This is a genomic window from Flavobacterium sp. 21.1 (assembly GCF_057801535.1).
Genome location: NZ_JBYNXA010000005.1, coordinates 124453 through 141792, shown reverse-complemented (window position 1 = coordinate 141792; position 17340 = coordinate 124453). Strand labels below are relative to the sequence as shown.

The following is a 17340-nucleotide window of genomic DNA, read 5'->3' as shown; positions in this document are numbered from 1 at the left end:
TGGCACTGCTCCTACTTCCTTTTATAAGTGGCAAAATACACTACGAAAGCAGTCATTGAAAGCAAAGCACATCCTATAGTAAATGTTTCCCAACCCCCTATCTTCCAAAGCCATAATCCGTAAGCTGATCCTAAAGCCGTTCCAAGGAAACTGAACGACATGTAAACGGTGTTCATACGATTTCTTGCTTCGGGTAAAAGTGCATAAACTCTGGTTTGGTTGGAAACGTGAACCGATTGTAATCCGACATCGATAAAAACAATACCAATCAGTATTCCGATAACGCTTTCAGAAGAAAAATAAAAAACTACAAAGCTCAACAGTAAAAATAGCAGCCCGTACCCAATTACTTTCCTCGGTTTTCCTTTATCACCCAATTTACCGACCAACGGCGCTGCCAAAGCTCCCGAAGCACCAACTATCCCAAACAATCCGATGGTTGCACTGTTGAAATTAAATGGCTCACCCGAAAGGAGCAACACCATCGTAGTCCAGAAAGCTCCGAATTGCGCAAAACTCAAGGCATTAATAAGCGTTGCCTCTCGCAGCATCGGTTGTTCTTTGATCAAAGTGAATAATGATTTCAGCAACTGACCATAAGTTCCTTTAAAATCAGGCTTATTGATCGGAAATTGCTTCTGTATCACAATGATGATCAGGAAACACAAACCGGACGCGATCCAAAACATCCCGCGCCATCCCAGCCATTCGCCAATAAATCCACTTATGGTTCGTGATAAAAGAATACCCAACAACAATCCGCTCATAATGGTTCCGATCACCTTCCCTCTTTGTTCGGGAGAAGCCATCGTTGCGGATAAGGGTAAAATCAATTGCGGAACTATCGATGAAGCTCCGATTAAAAAACTGGCTATCTGAAGCATTACGAAATTCGTAGCCGATGCCGCTAAAAATAAAGCCAAAACCGCTGCCAAAGTGGTAAAAAGTATCTGTTTCTTCCGTTCGAGTTTATCACCCAGCGGAACCATGAAGAACATCCCGACAGCATAACCTGCCTGTGTAAGATAGGTAACGGTACCGGCAACATTCTCGGGAACTGAAAATTCTTTTGCGATTAAAACGATTAAGGGCTGACAGTAATAAAGATTGGCAACAATCAGACCGGTGCAAATGGCCATGAAGCCAACGTCGGTTTTAGATAAATTCATACCACAAAATTAAAGGAGACCTTTCTTAATTAAATCCTAAATATTTACGAAAATTTTCGAAGGATTATTTCCAATCCATTCAATAAAAGTATATTTGTTAAGAAGCAAAAATCAACATGGAACCTAAAATAATCACCTACCAGCCGCAATACAAACAAAACTTTATCGATCTAAATACCGCCTGGCTGGAAGAATACTTTTTTGTGGAAGAACACGACAAAGAGGTTTTCAACAACATTGAAGAAATTGTTCTCAAACCTGGCGGCGAAATTTTCTTTTGCCTGATTGGTGATGAAGTTGCCGGCACAGTTGCAATGCAAAAAGTAAACGATTCTGCATACGAAATGGCAAAATTGGCGGTAGACAAAAAATTTCAGGGTCAAAAACTGAGTTATTTATTGGTTGAAACCTGCATCGATTTCGCGAAAGCTAAAAATGCCGAAAAAATCATGTTGCTTTCCAGTACTAAATTAATACCGGCGCTAAATCTGTATCGAAAATACAATTTCAAGGAAGCGCCAATGGATGAAACCGATTATGATCGCGCCGACATTCAAATGGAATTGTATCTTTAACTAAAACAAAAGGCTATGGAAATTCCGAAAGATTATCTCGATATCAATAAAAAAACCTGGAATCAGAAAACTGCCGTTCATGTGGATTCCGAGTTCTATGACATGCAAAGCTTTCTGGATGGAAAATCTACATTAAATGAAATTGAACTGGCACTGTTGGGAGATGTTTCCGGTAAAAGAATTCTGCATTTGCAATGCCATTTCGGGCAAGACACGATTTCATTAGCTCGTTTAGGTGCAACAACTGTCGGAATCGATTTATCCGATAAAGCCATCGATAAAGCTACTGAATTAGCGACGCAATTAAACGTTGATGCCAAATTCCTATGTTCCGATGTGTATGATCTGCCGAATCACCTTGATGAACAGTTCGATATCGTTTTCACCAGTTACGGAACCATTGGCTGGCTGCCTGATTTGGACAAATGGGCCGGTGTGATTGCTCATTTTCTAAAACCAGGAGGAAAATTTGTTTTTGCCGAATTTCACCCGGTAGTATGGATGTTTGATTACGATTTCAAAGAAGTATATTACAGTTATTTCAATGTTGAATCGATTATAGAAGAAGAATCAGGAACGTACGCCGACAAAAATGCACCTATCGAAAACAAAAGTGTCAGTTGGAACCATCCGCTGTCGGAAGTTTTAAATGCTTTAATTGGCGATGGTCTGACAATCGACACTTTTAACGAGTACGATTATTCCCCTTACAGCTGTTTCAACAATGTGGAGGAATTTGAACCGAATAAATTCAGGATAAAACATTTGCAAAATAAAATACCAATGGTGTATTCCTTATCAGCAATCAGAAAATAAAAAAATCATCCTATAATAGAAATACATTTCTCAAAAGAAATTAAAGAATCTTCCCTAAATTTATAAGACGAAAGTAAACAGTTCAATCATGGATGTAAGTGTTTTATTTTTAGGGGCTGCAAGCGAAGTAACCGGTTCAAAATACCTGTTAAAAATAGACCGTTTTAATCTCTTGGTCGACTGCGGAATGTTCCAGGGAAGGAAAAGTCTAAAAGAACTCAACTGGGCCGAATTCCCAATAAAACCATCCGAGATAAATGCAGTCGTATTGACGCACGCTCATACAGATCACACCGGCCTTCTACCGAGGTTGTTCCGATTGGGTTATGAAAACCCTGTTTATTGCACAACAGCCACCGCAGATCTAATGCACATGATGCTGATGGACACCGCAAGGTTTCAGGAGGAAGATGCCAAATTTGCTAAGAAAAAAGGATATTCCAAACATGCAAATCCGGAACCGTTATTTGTCACCGAAGATGTTGAACGCATCCAACCTCACATCAAAAGTGTTCCTTTTGAACAAAGAATCAATATCACCAATAAAATTTCGGCATGCTTTTACAATGCCGGACATGTCTTGGGTGCAGCTATTGTAGAAATATCGATAACAGATGATTCCGAAACAAAAAAAATCGTTTTCTCCGGGGATTTGGGCCGATATAATGACCCATTATTATATCCTCCAAAAACTATCGAAACTACCGACATTCTCTTTGTGGAATCTACGTACGGCGATAGAATGATAAAGCAAACGGACAGACAGGATATTCTCGAAATCATGAATGAAACGTTTGAAAAAGACGGAAATCTGCTAGTTCCCTCTTTTGCCATTGGCCGCACGCAAACGCTGCTGATGTATCTTAAAAATGTTTTGATGTCGAAGGAAATTCCATTGGTTACAATTGTCGTTGACAGTCCGATGGCCATTTCTGCAACTGCTCTTTACCGTAAACACAAAGAATATCACAGACTAAAAGATATCGATTTAGAGGACGATGAAGCTTTTATGACATTGAAAGAATGTCTGATCATTTCCGAAACCACCGAAGATTCAAAAAAAATAAATGACATTCAAAAAGACGCGGTTATTATCGCCGGAAACGGTTCCATGTCCGGCGGAAGAATTATGCACCATCTTTTTCATCGTTTATCAAATCCCAATAACGTTGTACTGATACCCGGTTTTCAGCCTTATGGCTCCAAAGGAAGACAATTACAGGACGGTGCAAAAACAATTAGAATCTTTGGACAGGAAATTGAAGTCAATGCCAAAATATTTACAATTCACGGTTTATCGGCTCATGCAGACCGAAACGAACTTTTACAATGGCTCGGCGGATTTAAACAAGCACCCCAGCAGACATTTGTGATCCATGGCGAAAAGGACAGCGCCGGAGCTTTATGCGATACTTTAAAAGAACAAGGATGGAATGCATTAGTTCCGTCTTATCTGGATGAAATAAAACTTTTTAAAAACATCTGACATCATGAAACCTGAAAACCAACAAAATTTCTTTGAAGCCAAAAGGGATCTTTCCGATGAAATAAGGGATTCCTATAAAATCATGGCCGATTTATGGGAAGGAATATCAGCCTTTCGAGAAATCCATAATTGTGTGACCGTTTATGGTTCGGCACGATTTAAGGAAGGTCACAAATATTATGAACTGGCAAGGGAAATGGGAAAAACGTTGGCTCAAAATGGTTTTACCGTAATGACGGGAGGCGGCCCAGGCGTAATGGAAGCAGCTAATCGTGGTGCAAAAGAAGGCGGCGGAACCTCTTTCGGATGCAACATCATTCTGCCCTTCGAACAAAAACCCAATCTTTATGTGGACAAAATGGTGGAATTTGAATTTTTCTTTACCCGAAAAGCAATTTTGCGCAAAAACTCGGTAGCTTACGTACTTATGCCCGGCGGTTTTGGCACCATGGATGAGATCTTCGAAGTGCTGACACTTATTCAAACCGGTAAGATCCCACCGCGCCCGGTAGTGTGTTTAGGAAAAAGCTATTGGGGAAAATTGGGTGATTTCCTTCGGGATACGATGCTTCACGAAGGAACTATTTCAGAAAAAGACTTACATTTGGCATTAGTAACAGACGACCCAAATCAAGCTGTCGACTATATAAAAACGCATCTAATCAAAAAACAATAATACATTATGGAGAGTTTATTTACGCCGGAAGGCAATCAAAACATTATTGACCGAATTAACAAATTAAAGCCAACTTCACTTTCTCAATGGGGAAAAATGACCGTTGACCAAATGATGTCGCACTGTATCGGTCCGCTTGACGTTGTCTACGGAAACCTTCATTTGAAAATCAACCCTATAATGGCACTGTTTGGCACATATGTTATCAAAGGAAAATTGTTAAAAGCTGAAAGATATCAAAAAGACAGTCCTACTGCCCCTGCCTTCATCCGAAAAGGTTCTTACGATTTTGAAACCACAAGAGCAGAATTAATTGAAAAAGTCAAAAAGTTCAGAGAAGGTCCTCACGTAATCAAAACACATAAACACCCTTTCTTTGGCCGTATGACCCATGAAGAATGGGATAACCTGCAGTGGAAACATTTGGATCACCATTTGAGACAGTTTGGGGTTTAAATTTTAGAAAACAGAGACAAGAATCAAGAGACAAGAATCAGGGTAGTTTTCAATCTTTTTTCTTGTTTCTTGGTTCTTTCTTCTTTTCTCTCATCCCTTTTCCCTTTTCCCTCAAAACTCCTACCTTTGCAACTTTGTAACTCAACAGAATCATGCGCATCGACATCATTACCGTTTTACCGGATTTAATCCGAAGTCCGTTTGAAGCTTCCATCCTTAAAAGAGCTATTGCCAAAAGACTGGTGGAAGTTCACATGCACAACCTTCGGGATTACAGTACCAACAAACACAAAAATGTGGATGATTACCAGTTTGGTGGCGGTGCGGGAATGGTAATGAGTATCGAACCGATCGACGCCTGCATTTCAAAACTCAAAAGCGAACGCGATTACGACGAAGTGATTTATATGACTCCGGATGGTGAAACGCTGAACCAACAAATGGCAAATTCATTATCACTTTTAGGCAATATCATAATTCTTTGCGGTCATTATAAAGGTGTGGATCAAAGAGTTCGCGACCAGTTTATCACCAAAGAAATCTCGATTGGTGATTATGTTTTATCTGGTGGTGAATTAGGAGCAGCTGTTTTATGCGATTCCATTATAAGATTGATTCCCGGTGTTTTGAGCAACGAAACTTCAGCACTGACCGACAGTTTTCAGGACAACCTGCTTTCCCCTCCTATCTATACCCGCCCTGCGGAATACAAAGGCTGGAAAGTGCCGGATATTTTATTAAGCGGAAATACCCCTGAAATAGAAAAATGGCGCGAGAATATGGCTTACGAGCACACAAAAACACGCAGACCGGATTTACTGGAAGAATAGTTCCGATTGCAGATAGCAGGAGGCAGATTACAGAAAACATCTTGTTTCTTGTATCTTGATTCTATTTTTTTCCATTTTGTAGTTTAAAATAATATTCGTAATTTCGCACCCTCATTCGGCCCAACCTCTGACGATAACCGTGTATGTTGCTCTGATTAAAAAACATTTAACATTAATAATCATGTCAAGTTTATTAAAATTTGTTCAAGACGAATTCGTAGCGAAAAAAGATTTTCCTCAATTCAACGCTGGTGATACAATCACTGTTTATTACGAAATTAAAGAGGGTGAAAAAACTCGTACTCAGTTCTTCAAAGGAGTTGTTATCCAAAAAAGAGGTGCTGGTGTAACTGAAACTTTCACTATCCGTAAAATGTCAGGTGCAGTTGGTGTAGAGCGTATCTTCCCTGTAAACATGCCGGCTTTACAAAAAATCGAAGTAAATCAAACAGGTAAAGTACGTAGAGCACGTATCTTCTACTTCAGAGAACTTACTGGTAAAAAAGCTAAAATCAAAGAAAGAAGAAGAAGATAATCAGCTTTCTGAAGATTATAAAATCAGTCCCGATGTTATCGGGACTTTTTTTTGCCTTTACTTTTCGAATTCAAATACCACTTTTGGTAATTACCAATCAAAAAAAACACGCTACTGAAGTTTTTACATTTCTCTTCAAACCGAGATTTTGGCAAAAAATTCAGACTCAAATTATCAGATTCATAATTAAGCGTCAACAAAATAGCATTCTGACAATTCGCTCAAATCCATCAAAATAGCCATCACTTTTCAGACTGATTTTCTTATATTTGCTAAGCTTTTTTAGCAATACTTTATACATCTATTATTTATTCTGAAAATACACCAAGATGACACAGAAATCAAAAATTCATTACACCCTGACGGACGAAGCGCCAATGTTAGCCACACATTCGTTTTTACCAATCGTACAGGCATTTACGGCTCCTGCAAACATTGATATCGAATTAAGAGATATTTCTCTTGCCGGGCGAATCTTATCGAATTTCCCTGAATTCCTTAAAGACGATCAGAAAATCGGAGACGCTTTGACAGAACTAGGTCAATTAGCAACGACTCCTGAAGCGAACATCATCAAATTACCAAACATATCAGCATCAGTTCCTCAGTTAAAAGAAGCTATTGCCGAATTACAAGCGCACGGTTTCGCAGTTCCAAACTTTGTGGAAGAGCCGAAAAACGACGCTGAAAAAGAAATTAAAGCTAAATATGCTAAAGTATTAGGTTCTGCCGTAAATCCGGTTCTACGTGAAGGAAACTCCGATCGTCGTGCACCGAAATCGGTTAAAAATTACGCAAAAGCAAACCCTCACTCGATGGGAGCCTGGTCTTCTGACTCAATAACAGAGATTGCTCACATGGATGCAGGTGATTTCTACGGAAGTGAAAAATCAGTAACCGTTGAACACGATACGCAGTTTGTAATTGATTTCATCGATGTAAACGGAAATCCAACCAACCTAAAAGCGGCTTCTAAATTAAAAGCAGGTGAAGTAATCGACTCATCGGTTATGAGCTTATCGGCTTTAAAAGCATTCGCGAAAAAAGAAATTGCTGATGCCAAAGCAAAAGGACAATTATTGTCGGTGCACTTAAAAGCTACAATGATGAAAGTGTCTGACCCAATCATTTTCTCTGCTATCGTAGACACTTATTTTGAAGAAGTATTCACTAAATATGCAGACGTTTTAAAATCATTGAACGTAGATACTAAAAACGGTTTAGGTGATGTATATGCAAAAATTGCTGGTCATCCGCAACAGGCTGAAATCGAAGCAGCTCTTGCAGCAGCTTTAAACAATGGTCCTGCTGTGGCAATGGTTAATTCCGATAAAGGAATCACGAACTTCCACGTTCCATCTGATGTGATTGTGGATGCTTCTGTTCCGGCTTTTGTCCGTACTTCTGGAAAAATGTGGAATGCAAAAGGCGAATTACAGGATACTAAAGCATTGATCCCGGACAGAAACTACGCTGGTTTATATGTAGCTACTGTAGATTTCTGCAAAAAGAACGGCGCTTTTGACCCTAAAACAATGGGTTCTGTACCAAACGTTGGTTTGATGGCGCAGAAAGCGGAAGAATACGGATCACACGATAAAACGTTCCAGGCAGTTGCAAACGGAACTATTCAGGTTCATGACGGAAATGGAAATATTTTCATGGAACAGAACGTACATGCAGGTGACATTTTCAGAATGTGCCAAACGAAAGACGCTCCTATTCAGGACTGGGTTAAATTAGCTGTAAACAGAGCTAGATTATCCGATACGCCTGCAGTTTTCTGGTTAGATGACAAACGTGCGCACGACAGAGAAATGATCAAGAAAGTTGAGAAATACTTAAAAAATCATGATACAACCGGTTTAGACATCCGTATTTTAAATATCGTTGATGCTACAAACTTCACTTTAGACCGATTGAAAAACGGCTTAGATACCATCTCTGTAACCGGAAACGTACTACGTGATTACCTAACCGACTTATTCCCTATTTTAGAATTAGGAACTTCAGCAAAAATGTTATCAATCGTTCCATTAATGAACGGTGGTGGTTTATTCGAAACCGGAGCCGGAGGTTCTGCACCAAAACACGTAGAGCAATTCGTGGAAGAAGGTTACTTACGTTGGGACTCTCTTGGTGAGTTCTTGGCTTTAGGTGCTTCATTAGAGCATTTAGGTCAGACACAAAATAATGCAAAAGCATTAGTGTTGGCAGAAACGTTAGACGAGGCAAACGACAAATTCCTTAAAAACGATAAGTCTCCTGCTCGTAAAGTTGGTCAGATTGACAACAGAGGTTCGCATTTCTATTTGGCAATGTACTGGGCTGAAGCGTTGGCAAACCAAACGAAGGATGCCGAGTTACAAGCGAAATTCGCTCCAATCGCAACAGAACTTTCTGCAAACGAAGCTAAAATCAATGCCGAATTAATCGGATCACAAGGCAAACCGCAAAACATTGGCGGTTACTACCAGCCTGCTTTCAAATTGACGGAAAAAGCAATGCGACCAAGTGAAACATTAAACACGATTTTACAAAAATTGGTTTAGTAGATTTCTCTTTATATAATTAAGAAAAGACGGTTCGAAAGGATCGTCTTTTTTGCTTTTAGGAAGCGAAATGCCGATAGCTATCGAGACGGGCCTTCTTGTAGTCTTACTTAGAAACATAAAAAAAGGCCATTCCGTTACAGAATGGCCTTCATAGTATAAATTATTAATTATTATCGTTTCATAGAGAAGTGTGCTTTAAATAATTTCTCCGCACCATTCTCATTATATTTAACGGTAAACCAGTAATCGGTAGATGGTAACACCTGTCCGTTAAACGTTCCATCCCATCCTGTCCCCGAAGGAACAATCTGTTTGATCAGCTTACCGTAACGGTCGTAAATATGGATTTCCGAATTCGGCTGATTTGCACTCAGCGACCAGATGTTCCAGGTATCATTATAACCATCACCATTAGGTGTAAAGAAATGCGGATAACCTATCGTTATGATATGCTCAAGAACAATATTAGTACATCCTGTAGCATCCTGAATCGTTATCGTATGCTCTCGCGGTAAAACATTCACAAAGACATTGCTGGTCTGGAATGCACCTCCGTCCAAACTATACAGATACGATCCGTTTCCTACTACAGTCACTGTGATGGCCTGCGTATCCTCAAAGTAATTTGAAACTACCGCACTTGCACTCGTAGCCGGATTGGAAGCTCCAACAGTAATGTCAAACTCATCGAAACATCCGGTAGCGTTATTCATTATCGAAACGGTGTATAATCCCGGTTCAGTAGCTGTATACGAACTACCTGTTGCAATTACGTCGGTACCATTATTTAAATGCCACTGAATTGCATAATCGGTGTCGCTTAAACCAGTATTCATCGGATAACCATAAACCAAGGCCCCAGTCACCGGATCGATACAAACAAACCCGTCAGGAATGCTGATCATCGGCAATGGATTCACCACAATAACGATGGTAATCGGACTTCCCGCACAACCATTATTTATCGGTGTGATCGTATAGGTAACAGTTCCCGGTGTGCTTCCGGTAGTCGTCAAAATCTGGTTGATAGAAATTCCTGCTCCCGGCGTAGTCTCTGTACCGTTTCCGTCAAAAGCACCTGATACACCATTTTGACTCACAGTCCATGAAATAGAAGTTCCCGGAATGTTCGGCATAACTGTAATTCCTGAAGACTCACCGCTACAGATAGGCTGCGGCGCAGTCGGACTAAACACTTCCGGTGTCGGATTAACCGTTACCGTAACCGTGATTGGCGTACCTGTACATCCGTTGACCGTTGGCGTAATAGTATACGTAACTGTTCCCTGCGTCAAACCAACCGTAGTCAAGGTCTGACTGATATTGTTTCCTGAACCCGATGAAGCCCCAAACACACCACTTTGCAGCACTGTCCAGTCGAAAACCGTTCCCGGTACATTACTTCTCAAGTCTATATTGGTAGTTTCACCGGAACATAATGTATCAGATGGTGGACTTGCCGTAGCATTCGGATTAGGATACACTGTAACAGTAACTGTTTGTGAAGTACCAGGACATCCGTTGTTAAGCGGTGTAATCGTATAAATAGCCTGACCGATATTCGTGCCCGAAGTTGTCAGCACCTGATTTATTGATGAACCGGTTCCATTAGTTGCTCCTGTTAACCCAGATGTCTGAATAACATTCCAACTGAAAGTTGCCGTTGGGATTGTGCTGGTCATTGTAATATTGGTAGTACCTCCTGTGCAGAAAGACTGCTCCGTAACATTCACATTAACAACCGGAACCGGACTTACCGTTACCGTTACATCAACCGGCGTTCCAACACAACTTCCTACTGCCGGAGTTATCGTATAGATTACTGTTCCTACTGTATTTCCTGTTGTAAGCAATTGTGAAATCACGGTACCATTTCCGTTCGATGCTCCTGTTGCTCCTCCTGACTGAGAAACTGTCCAGGAGAAAGTAGTATTCGGAACTGTTCCTGTCAACTGAATTCCGGTTGACTGTCCCGAACACAATTGTTGAGACGAAGGTGCAGCCGTAACTGTAGGTGTCTGTACTACCGTAACTGTTGCAGAACCTGACAATGCCTGAACGCAATTCGGCACAGTTCCCGCAGTTACACTAACCAAAGAATAGGTCGTGTCCGCTGCCAGGTTTCCTGTGTTCACAGTTGCCGAACCTGCAGCATCAAGAACAACAGTTTGACTTGGTCCTGCGTTGACCGTATATTCTACAGTCGCTCCCGGCGTTCCAGAAAACGAAATACTTGCTGAAGAATTAAAACAAACCGAAGTCGATCCTGAAATGGATGCCGTTGGCTGAGGCGCAATATTTATCACAACCGATTGAGACAAAGTTCCCGAACAACCTGAACCTGCGATAACGCTTACCAATTGATATGTTGTCGGTACAGCAAGACTTGCAGTTGAAAAAGTCAGTGTACCTGCTGCCGGTAAAGCAATACTCTCAGGTGCACCATTAACCGTATAGTTAACGGTTGTATTTGGAGATCCGCTGATCGTAATACTAGTGGTTGATCCGGCACAGATTGTTGACGGTCCCGTAATGGCAATAGTTGCCGTTGGTGTTGTCAATACATTAACTACAGCTGTATTCGAACATCCGTTACTATCAATATAAGAGATTGTAGTAGCTCCTACAGAAACTCCTGTTACTAATCCTGTTGCGTTAATTGTAGCTACTGCAGGATTTGACGATGTCCAGGCATTACTTGCTGCCGGTGGATTAGATGCTGACAATTGTGAAGTTGCTCCGATACAAGTTGATAAAGAACCTGAAATTACCGGTAATGCATTAACCGTTACCACAACACTAGCCGAACATCCGTTAATATTGGTATAAGTAATTGTTGTTGTTCCTCCGGCCACACTGGTAACTAATCCGCTATTGCTTACTGTCGCAACAGAAGTATTTGAAGATACCCACGGTGTTGTTGCAGAAGGTGCTCCTGAACCAGTCAATTGTGTTGTTCCTCCCTGACAAACGGATAATATTCCGCTTATGGTTGGTAAAGCATTAACCGTAACTGTTCTTGTATTTGAACAACCGTTACTATCCGTAAAAGTAATGGTCGCTGTTCCGGCTGAAACTCCGGTAATCAATCCACTAGCATTTACAGTAGCTACAGCCGCATTGGACGTTGTCCATGCATTTGACGGCGCAGGAGTTCCCGTTGCGGTAAATTGAGTGATACCGTTAACACAGATCACATTAGTACCACTAACAACCGGCAATGAATTTACAGTAAATTGTGCCGTATTCGAACATCCGTTAACATCATTATAAGTTATTGTTGTTGTTCCAACCGAAAGGCTTGTAACCAAACCAGTATTGCTTATCGTAGCGACAGCCGGATTTGAAGATGCCCAAGGATTAACTGCCGCAGGCGCACTGGACGCGGTTAATTGTGTCGTTGATGCCAAACATCCCGACATAGAGCCTGAAATAGTTGGTAAGGCATTAATAGTAACTAAAGCTGTAGCCGAACATCCGCTGCTGATTGTATAAGTTATTGTTGCAGTACCTGCAGAAATTGCCGTTACTAAACCTGTATTATTAACTGTTGCCACAGCGGTATTAGACGAAGTCCATGGATTGGAAGCCGCCGGCGTACCTGATCCTGTCAATTGCGTGGTTGCATTCTGACAAATAGATGTTACTCCACTTATAGTAGGAATCGCATCTACAGTAATCGACAATGAAGAAGAACAACCATTTGCATCTGTATACGTAATTGTTACCGTCCCTGGTGCAACACCGCTCACCAATCCGGTTGCATTAACCGTGGCAATCGATGTATTGGAAGAAACCCATGGGTTCACAGATGCAGGCGTACCTGAACCTGTTAACTGTGTTGTACCATTTGCACAGATAGCAGAAGTACCTACAACCGTTGGTAATGCATTAACCGTTACAGTTGCCGTATTTGAACAGCCATTACTATCCGTATAAGTTATAACAGTTGTACCCACTGCAACAGCGGTAACCAATCCTGTTGCACTTACTGTTGCAACACTTGTATTCGAAGATATCCAAGGAGAAACCGCGGCAGGTGTTCCTGAACCGGTTAACTGTGAAGTTCCGCTCAAACAAACTGATAAATTTCCGCCAATAGTAGGCAACGGATTAACCGTCACTGTTCTTGTTACGTTTATGTTTTGCGAACAAACCACAACATTACTGCTGTTTAATACTTTCGCAAGCACCAATGTATATGTACGCGTTGCCGCCAGCGATTCCGTGAATTGGAATGTACCGGCTGCATCTAACACTGCGGATTGAATAGGTCCTGCATCGATTCTGTAATCAACCGTCGCTCCGGGAGTTCCGTTAAAAGTAACCGTCGTGTTTCCGCCGGGACAAACCTGGGTGGGAGACACAGAAATTGTTGCCGTAGGCACCTGAACAACTCTCAGATTGAACTGTGTTATCGTACTACATCCGGAAATATTCCCCACTACTTTCGCATAAATAACTTGTGGATTTGAAGTGTTCCCGTAGATACATGCCAAAGGAAAAACTCCATCAACTGCATTAGCGTATGTAGTGTAAAAGCTGATCGTATTATTGGTTAAATCAGGATTAATCTGATTTCTAATAGAGCAAAGATCGAAGATACCCACATTTGGAGTAACACTACATGTGATTACATCGGGAATTGAGTTTGCTGTTGGAGGCACCGGAAAAGCACCGGTACCGTTCATAGCTGTACCATTCCACTGGATTGTAAATCCTCCGTCTCCCACAGGTCTGTCTATCGCGATATAATAACTTTGGCCGGCAGTTACAGTAAGTTCACGCACATAACCGTTACCGTTTGAACCCGGACCAGAAGTCGTCGCAATACTGGTACTGTTCATCCCTGTGTGATTATTTGCCAAACCTGCCAATTGCGGATTGGTAGTACAGCATCGGATTGGGCTTCCTAAACTATTACAAGGTCTGTTAGGTCCGTAAACCCAAAAATCGTAATCTACAACAATGGCAGGATCGATCGGAATTAAATCAAATCCCAATGTGCCTGATTGCACTATATTAATTTTTAGCCAAATTGAATTATGTTCAAATCCGCTACATCCGGTAACTTCCTGAATAGTTCCGATACCGCTGGCGTTTGAAGTAAAAGTTCCGTTTCCACACACGGTAATCGCACGAACACAATCGTTGGGTTCGGTTTGAGCAGAAATGACATTACCAAAAATAAGTACTAAAAGTATTACTAAAATCTTTTTCATTAAATCAGGTTTTATTTAAGAGCAATAGCTAATTCCTATTTTACAAGAAATTAGCCATTGATTGGGGTTTTTAAGTTCAACTCTCGAAGCAGTTAACGTACATCGAGGCGTATAGATTGTAAATTACTTTGTTAATTTTTTATTTTTTTACAATCATAAATTCCGAACGTCTGTTTAGAGCATGTTGCTCTTCTGTACATCCTGAACCACAAGCTACTTTAGGGTCGGTACTTCCGTAACCTTTTCCGCTTACGCGATTTCTTGCGATTCCTTTGGAAATCAGATATTCAACAGTTGATTGAGCTCGTTGTCCGGACAATTTCAGGTTGTAAGAAGCGCTACCTTTGGAATCCGTGTGCGATTTTACAAAAATCACCATCGTCGGGTTGTCTTTCATTACTTTAACTAATTTATCCAGCTCAGTGGCACCTTGTGCCGTTATATTACTTTTATTGAATTCAAAATAAACGTTGTTCAGAATCACTTCTGTATCCGTAATAATAACCTCCGTCGGCACTAACTGTACTTCAATGACAGATTGTCCCGACTTAATTTTAGTAACCTGGGCAGTTGCTGTTTCAAAATTCGCAGCACTCACCTGGAATGCGTAATTGGTTTCACATTCCACCGGATAACCCACTTTACCGTTTGCATCTGTTTGTCTTGTTTCAATAACGTTTCCTTTTGCATCAGAAATCGCTACCGTAGCATTTTTCATAACTGCACCTGTTTTCTTATTGGTTACTAAGGCAATTGCTTCGGCTGTACATACTTCTTTAGCAGCATAAATGGCATCAGAACCATTTCTATCTGAAGAGAAGTAACCGATGTTAGCCGTTTTATTATAACTGAAAGCGAAATCGTCTTTTTCAGTATTTACAGGTTTTCCAACATTTTGTGGTTGTTCTGCTGTATTCAAGTCCATTCTGAAAACATCCAAGCCTCCGAAACCTTGTTTTCCGGCAGAGGCAAAATACAATACGTTGTCTTCCGTAACGAAAGGGAAATTTTCTCTTCCTGGCGTATTAACTGCTGCACCCAAATTTTGAGGGGTTCCGTAGCTGTTTCCATCGACAGACACTTTCCAGATATCCGCTTCCCCTAAACCTCCAGGCATATTGGATGCGAAATAAAGTGTTTTACCGTCGCTGCTCAAACTTGGGTTAGTAACAGAATAGCTTGCGCTGTTAAAAGGTAAAGCTTCAATATTTGACCATTTTCCGTTCACTTTTACCGCTTTGTACAAACCTTGTTGCCCAACTTTGGTGTTGCTCTTTTTATCTTTCTCGTATTGCCCTGACGTATGTCCGTCTCTAGCAAAAAACATTGTATTTCCGTCTTTGCTCACAGTAACCGGACCATCGTGGAAGGCAGAGTTTAATTCTTTTACCGCAACCGGCTCTGAAAAAGTACCATCTGCATTTCGGGTGGTCTGAAAGATGTCCAAATACGGCTGATTAGCCCACTTGTCTTTTTTACCCGATGCGTGTCTTGTACTTGCAAAATATAAGGTGTTATCGTTTGTAAGCACTGCACCGAAATCGCTGCTGCCTTTCACGCTAATAGCAATTTCAGAAACATCAAACATTTTGCTTTTATTGGTCAGGCTCGGAATATAATTTGGATTTGCCTTGTGTTCTTTAGCTCTCGAATCCGAAGGAGCTACTGCCGCAAAAGCATCCATTTGTTTGTTTGCTTCTTCATATTTCCCCATCGCTTTTAAAGTTTGAGCATAACGGAAATAAGTTTCCGCATCTACTTTCCCTTCAACGGCTTTTCCATACCATTTTGAAGCTTCGGCAATATTGTTGATATTGTAATAGCTGTCCGCCAATTGTTTTGCAACATAAGGCGTAGCTGAATCTTTGTCTGTCAACTTCAGATATTCTTCAATGGCGTTTACGTATTGATAACTTTCAAAAAACTGATCTGCTTTCTTAGTCTGCTTGTCTTGTGCATAGGCCGACGTCATCAATAATAACAAGCTTATTTTTATAAATGTTCTTTTCATTTTTTAGCTTCTTTTGATTAGAAATATCTTGGTGATATTGATGTCTTTTTAGGGAAATTCACATCAAACAACAACATGAACTCATGAGAAGCTTTTGTTGTCGCATCCAAATCCGAAATAATATGATCGTAGGCATAACCGATACGGATTCCCGGTGTAATTCTGTAATTTACCATGGCACCAAACGAATCTTCAAGTCGGTATGTCGCTCCTGCTTCAAACTTTTCAAAGAACAGGAAGTTCGCTGATAAATCGAAAGAAGTTGGCGCTTTGAAAGCCGATTTCACCATAAAGGAAGGTTTGAACTTTGTGTTTTCAGACAATTGGAATACATACCCTCCGGTAATGAAATAATGCTGTGTTTCACTGCCAAATTTATACTGATCCCCATCCAGTTGCAAATCAAGGTGTTTTGCATCTAACATATTAGGAACAGAGAATGACAAATAATATTTTTGCGTATAGTAGAAAAGTCCACCTCCTACATTGAAATAGGTATTGTTGACATTTTGACTAAACGCAGGATCATCGGGACGCGGCACATAACCGTTTCCGATTTCACTAAAAAGACCTACTTTATGAAAAGTAACTCCTGATTTTAATCCGAAGGCCAGACGATGCTCACCTCCTAAATTTAAAGTGTATGCAAAATCCGCATAAACATTAGTTTCCTCTACAGGTCCGATTTTATCCGAAATCACTGAAAGTCCCAAACCAACGTTCTTTCCTACAGGGCTGCTCGCAGAAAAGGTAGCTGTTTTTGGAGCACCTTCAACATTAACCCATTGTTCTCTATATAAAAGACCAATTGCCAGATTCTCTTTGGAACCGGCATAGGCAGGGTTCACCACATTCATATTATACATGTATTGCGTATAATGCGGGTCTTGCTGTGCATACGTGTCCGTGGTAATCACTCCCAACAGTAGTATAGCAAAATAAATTTTTTTCATTTTCAGCTGTTATTGCTTTAATAATTACAGTCTGCTTACCTGCGTAAGCAGACTGA

At 40.8% G+C, this 17340-nt stretch carries 12 protein-coding genes; 8 read left to right on the top strand and 4 right to left on the bottom strand.

Annotated elements, in window-relative coordinates; all coding sequences use genetic code 11:
- Positions 1 to 11: 11 nt before the first annotated feature.
- On the bottom strand, positions 12 to 1169 hold the full coding sequence (locus AC3E9U_RS12580; protein WP_488747267.1) for an MFS transporter: 1158 nt from the start codon (positions 1167 to 1169) through the stop codon (positions 12 to 14).
- A 116-nt stretch (positions 1170 to 1285) separates the two neighbouring features.
- Between AC3E9U_RS12580 and AC3E9U_RS12575 the strand changes: the two genes are divergently transcribed.
- The 8 genes from AC3E9U_RS12575 to AC3E9U_RS12540 all read left to right on the top strand — a co-directional run bounded on the left by AC3E9U_RS12575 (position 1286) and on the right by AC3E9U_RS12540 (position 9095).
- A complete protein-coding gene (locus tag AC3E9U_RS12575) occupies positions 1286 to 1744 on the top strand; it encodes a GNAT family N-acetyltransferase (protein WP_488747266.1) in 459 nt (152 codons plus the stop codon).
- A 15-nt stretch (positions 1745 to 1759) separates the two neighbouring features.
- Positions 1760 to 2560, top strand: coding sequence for a class I SAM-dependent methyltransferase (locus AC3E9U_RS12570; protein WP_488747265.1), 801 nt, complete (start codon positions 1760 to 1762; stop codon positions 2558 to 2560).
- 88 nt (positions 2561 to 2648) lie between these two features.
- On the top strand, positions 2649 to 4046 hold the full coding sequence (locus tag AC3E9U_RS12565; protein WP_488747264.1) for an MBL fold metallo-hydrolase RNA specificity domain-containing protein: 1398 nt from the start codon (positions 2649 to 2651) through the stop codon (positions 4044 to 4046).
- Positions 4047 to 4050: 4 nt separating this feature from the next.
- Positions 4051 to 4722, top strand: coding sequence for an LOG family protein (locus AC3E9U_RS12560; RefSeq protein WP_488747263.1), 672 nt, complete (start codon positions 4051 to 4053; stop codon positions 4720 to 4722).
- 6 nt (positions 4723 to 4728) lie between these two features.
- Complete coding sequence (locus AC3E9U_RS12555) at positions 4729 to 5178, top strand: DUF1569 domain-containing protein (protein ID WP_488747262.1); 450 nt, start codon at positions 4729 to 4731, stop codon at positions 5176 to 5178.
- 152 nt (positions 5179 to 5330) lie between these two features.
- A complete protein-coding gene (trmD, locus tag AC3E9U_RS12550; protein WP_488747261.1) occupies positions 5331 to 6008 on the top strand; it encodes a tRNA (guanosine(37)-N1)-methyltransferase TrmD in 678 nt (225 codons plus the stop codon).
- A 181-nt stretch (positions 6009 to 6189) separates the two neighbouring features.
- Positions 6190 to 6543, top strand: a complete 354-nt coding sequence (rplS, locus tag AC3E9U_RS12545) for a 50S ribosomal protein L19 (RefSeq protein ID WP_488747260.1) — start codon at positions 6190 to 6192, stop codon at positions 6541 to 6543.
- Between the two features lie 329 nt (positions 6544 to 6872).
- Positions 6873 to 9095, top strand: coding sequence for an NADP-dependent isocitrate dehydrogenase (locus AC3E9U_RS12540; RefSeq protein ID WP_488747259.1), 2223 nt, complete (start codon positions 6873 to 6875; stop codon positions 9093 to 9095).
- 173 nt (positions 9096 to 9268) lie between these two features.
- Here the strand turns inward: AC3E9U_RS12540 and AC3E9U_RS12535 are convergent, their stop codons facing one another.
- The 3 genes from AC3E9U_RS12535 to AC3E9U_RS12525 form a co-directional block, all read right to left on the bottom strand.
- A complete protein-coding gene (locus tag AC3E9U_RS12535; protein WP_488747258.1) occupies positions 9269 to 14320 on the bottom strand; it encodes an Ig-like domain-containing protein in 5052 nt (1683 codons plus the stop codon).
- Between the two features lie 139 nt (positions 14321 to 14459).
- Entirely contained in the window at positions 14460 to 16331 is a 1872-nt protein-coding gene (locus AC3E9U_RS12530) for an OmpA family protein (protein ID WP_488747257.1), read from the bottom strand.
- Between the two features lie 17 nt (positions 16332 to 16348).
- On the bottom strand, positions 16349 to 17284 hold the full coding sequence (locus tag AC3E9U_RS12525) for a PorP/SprF family type IX secretion system membrane protein (protein ID WP_488747256.1): 936 nt from the start codon (positions 17282 to 17284) through the stop codon (positions 16349 to 16351).
- Between the last annotated feature and the right edge of the window lie 56 nt (positions 17285 to 17340).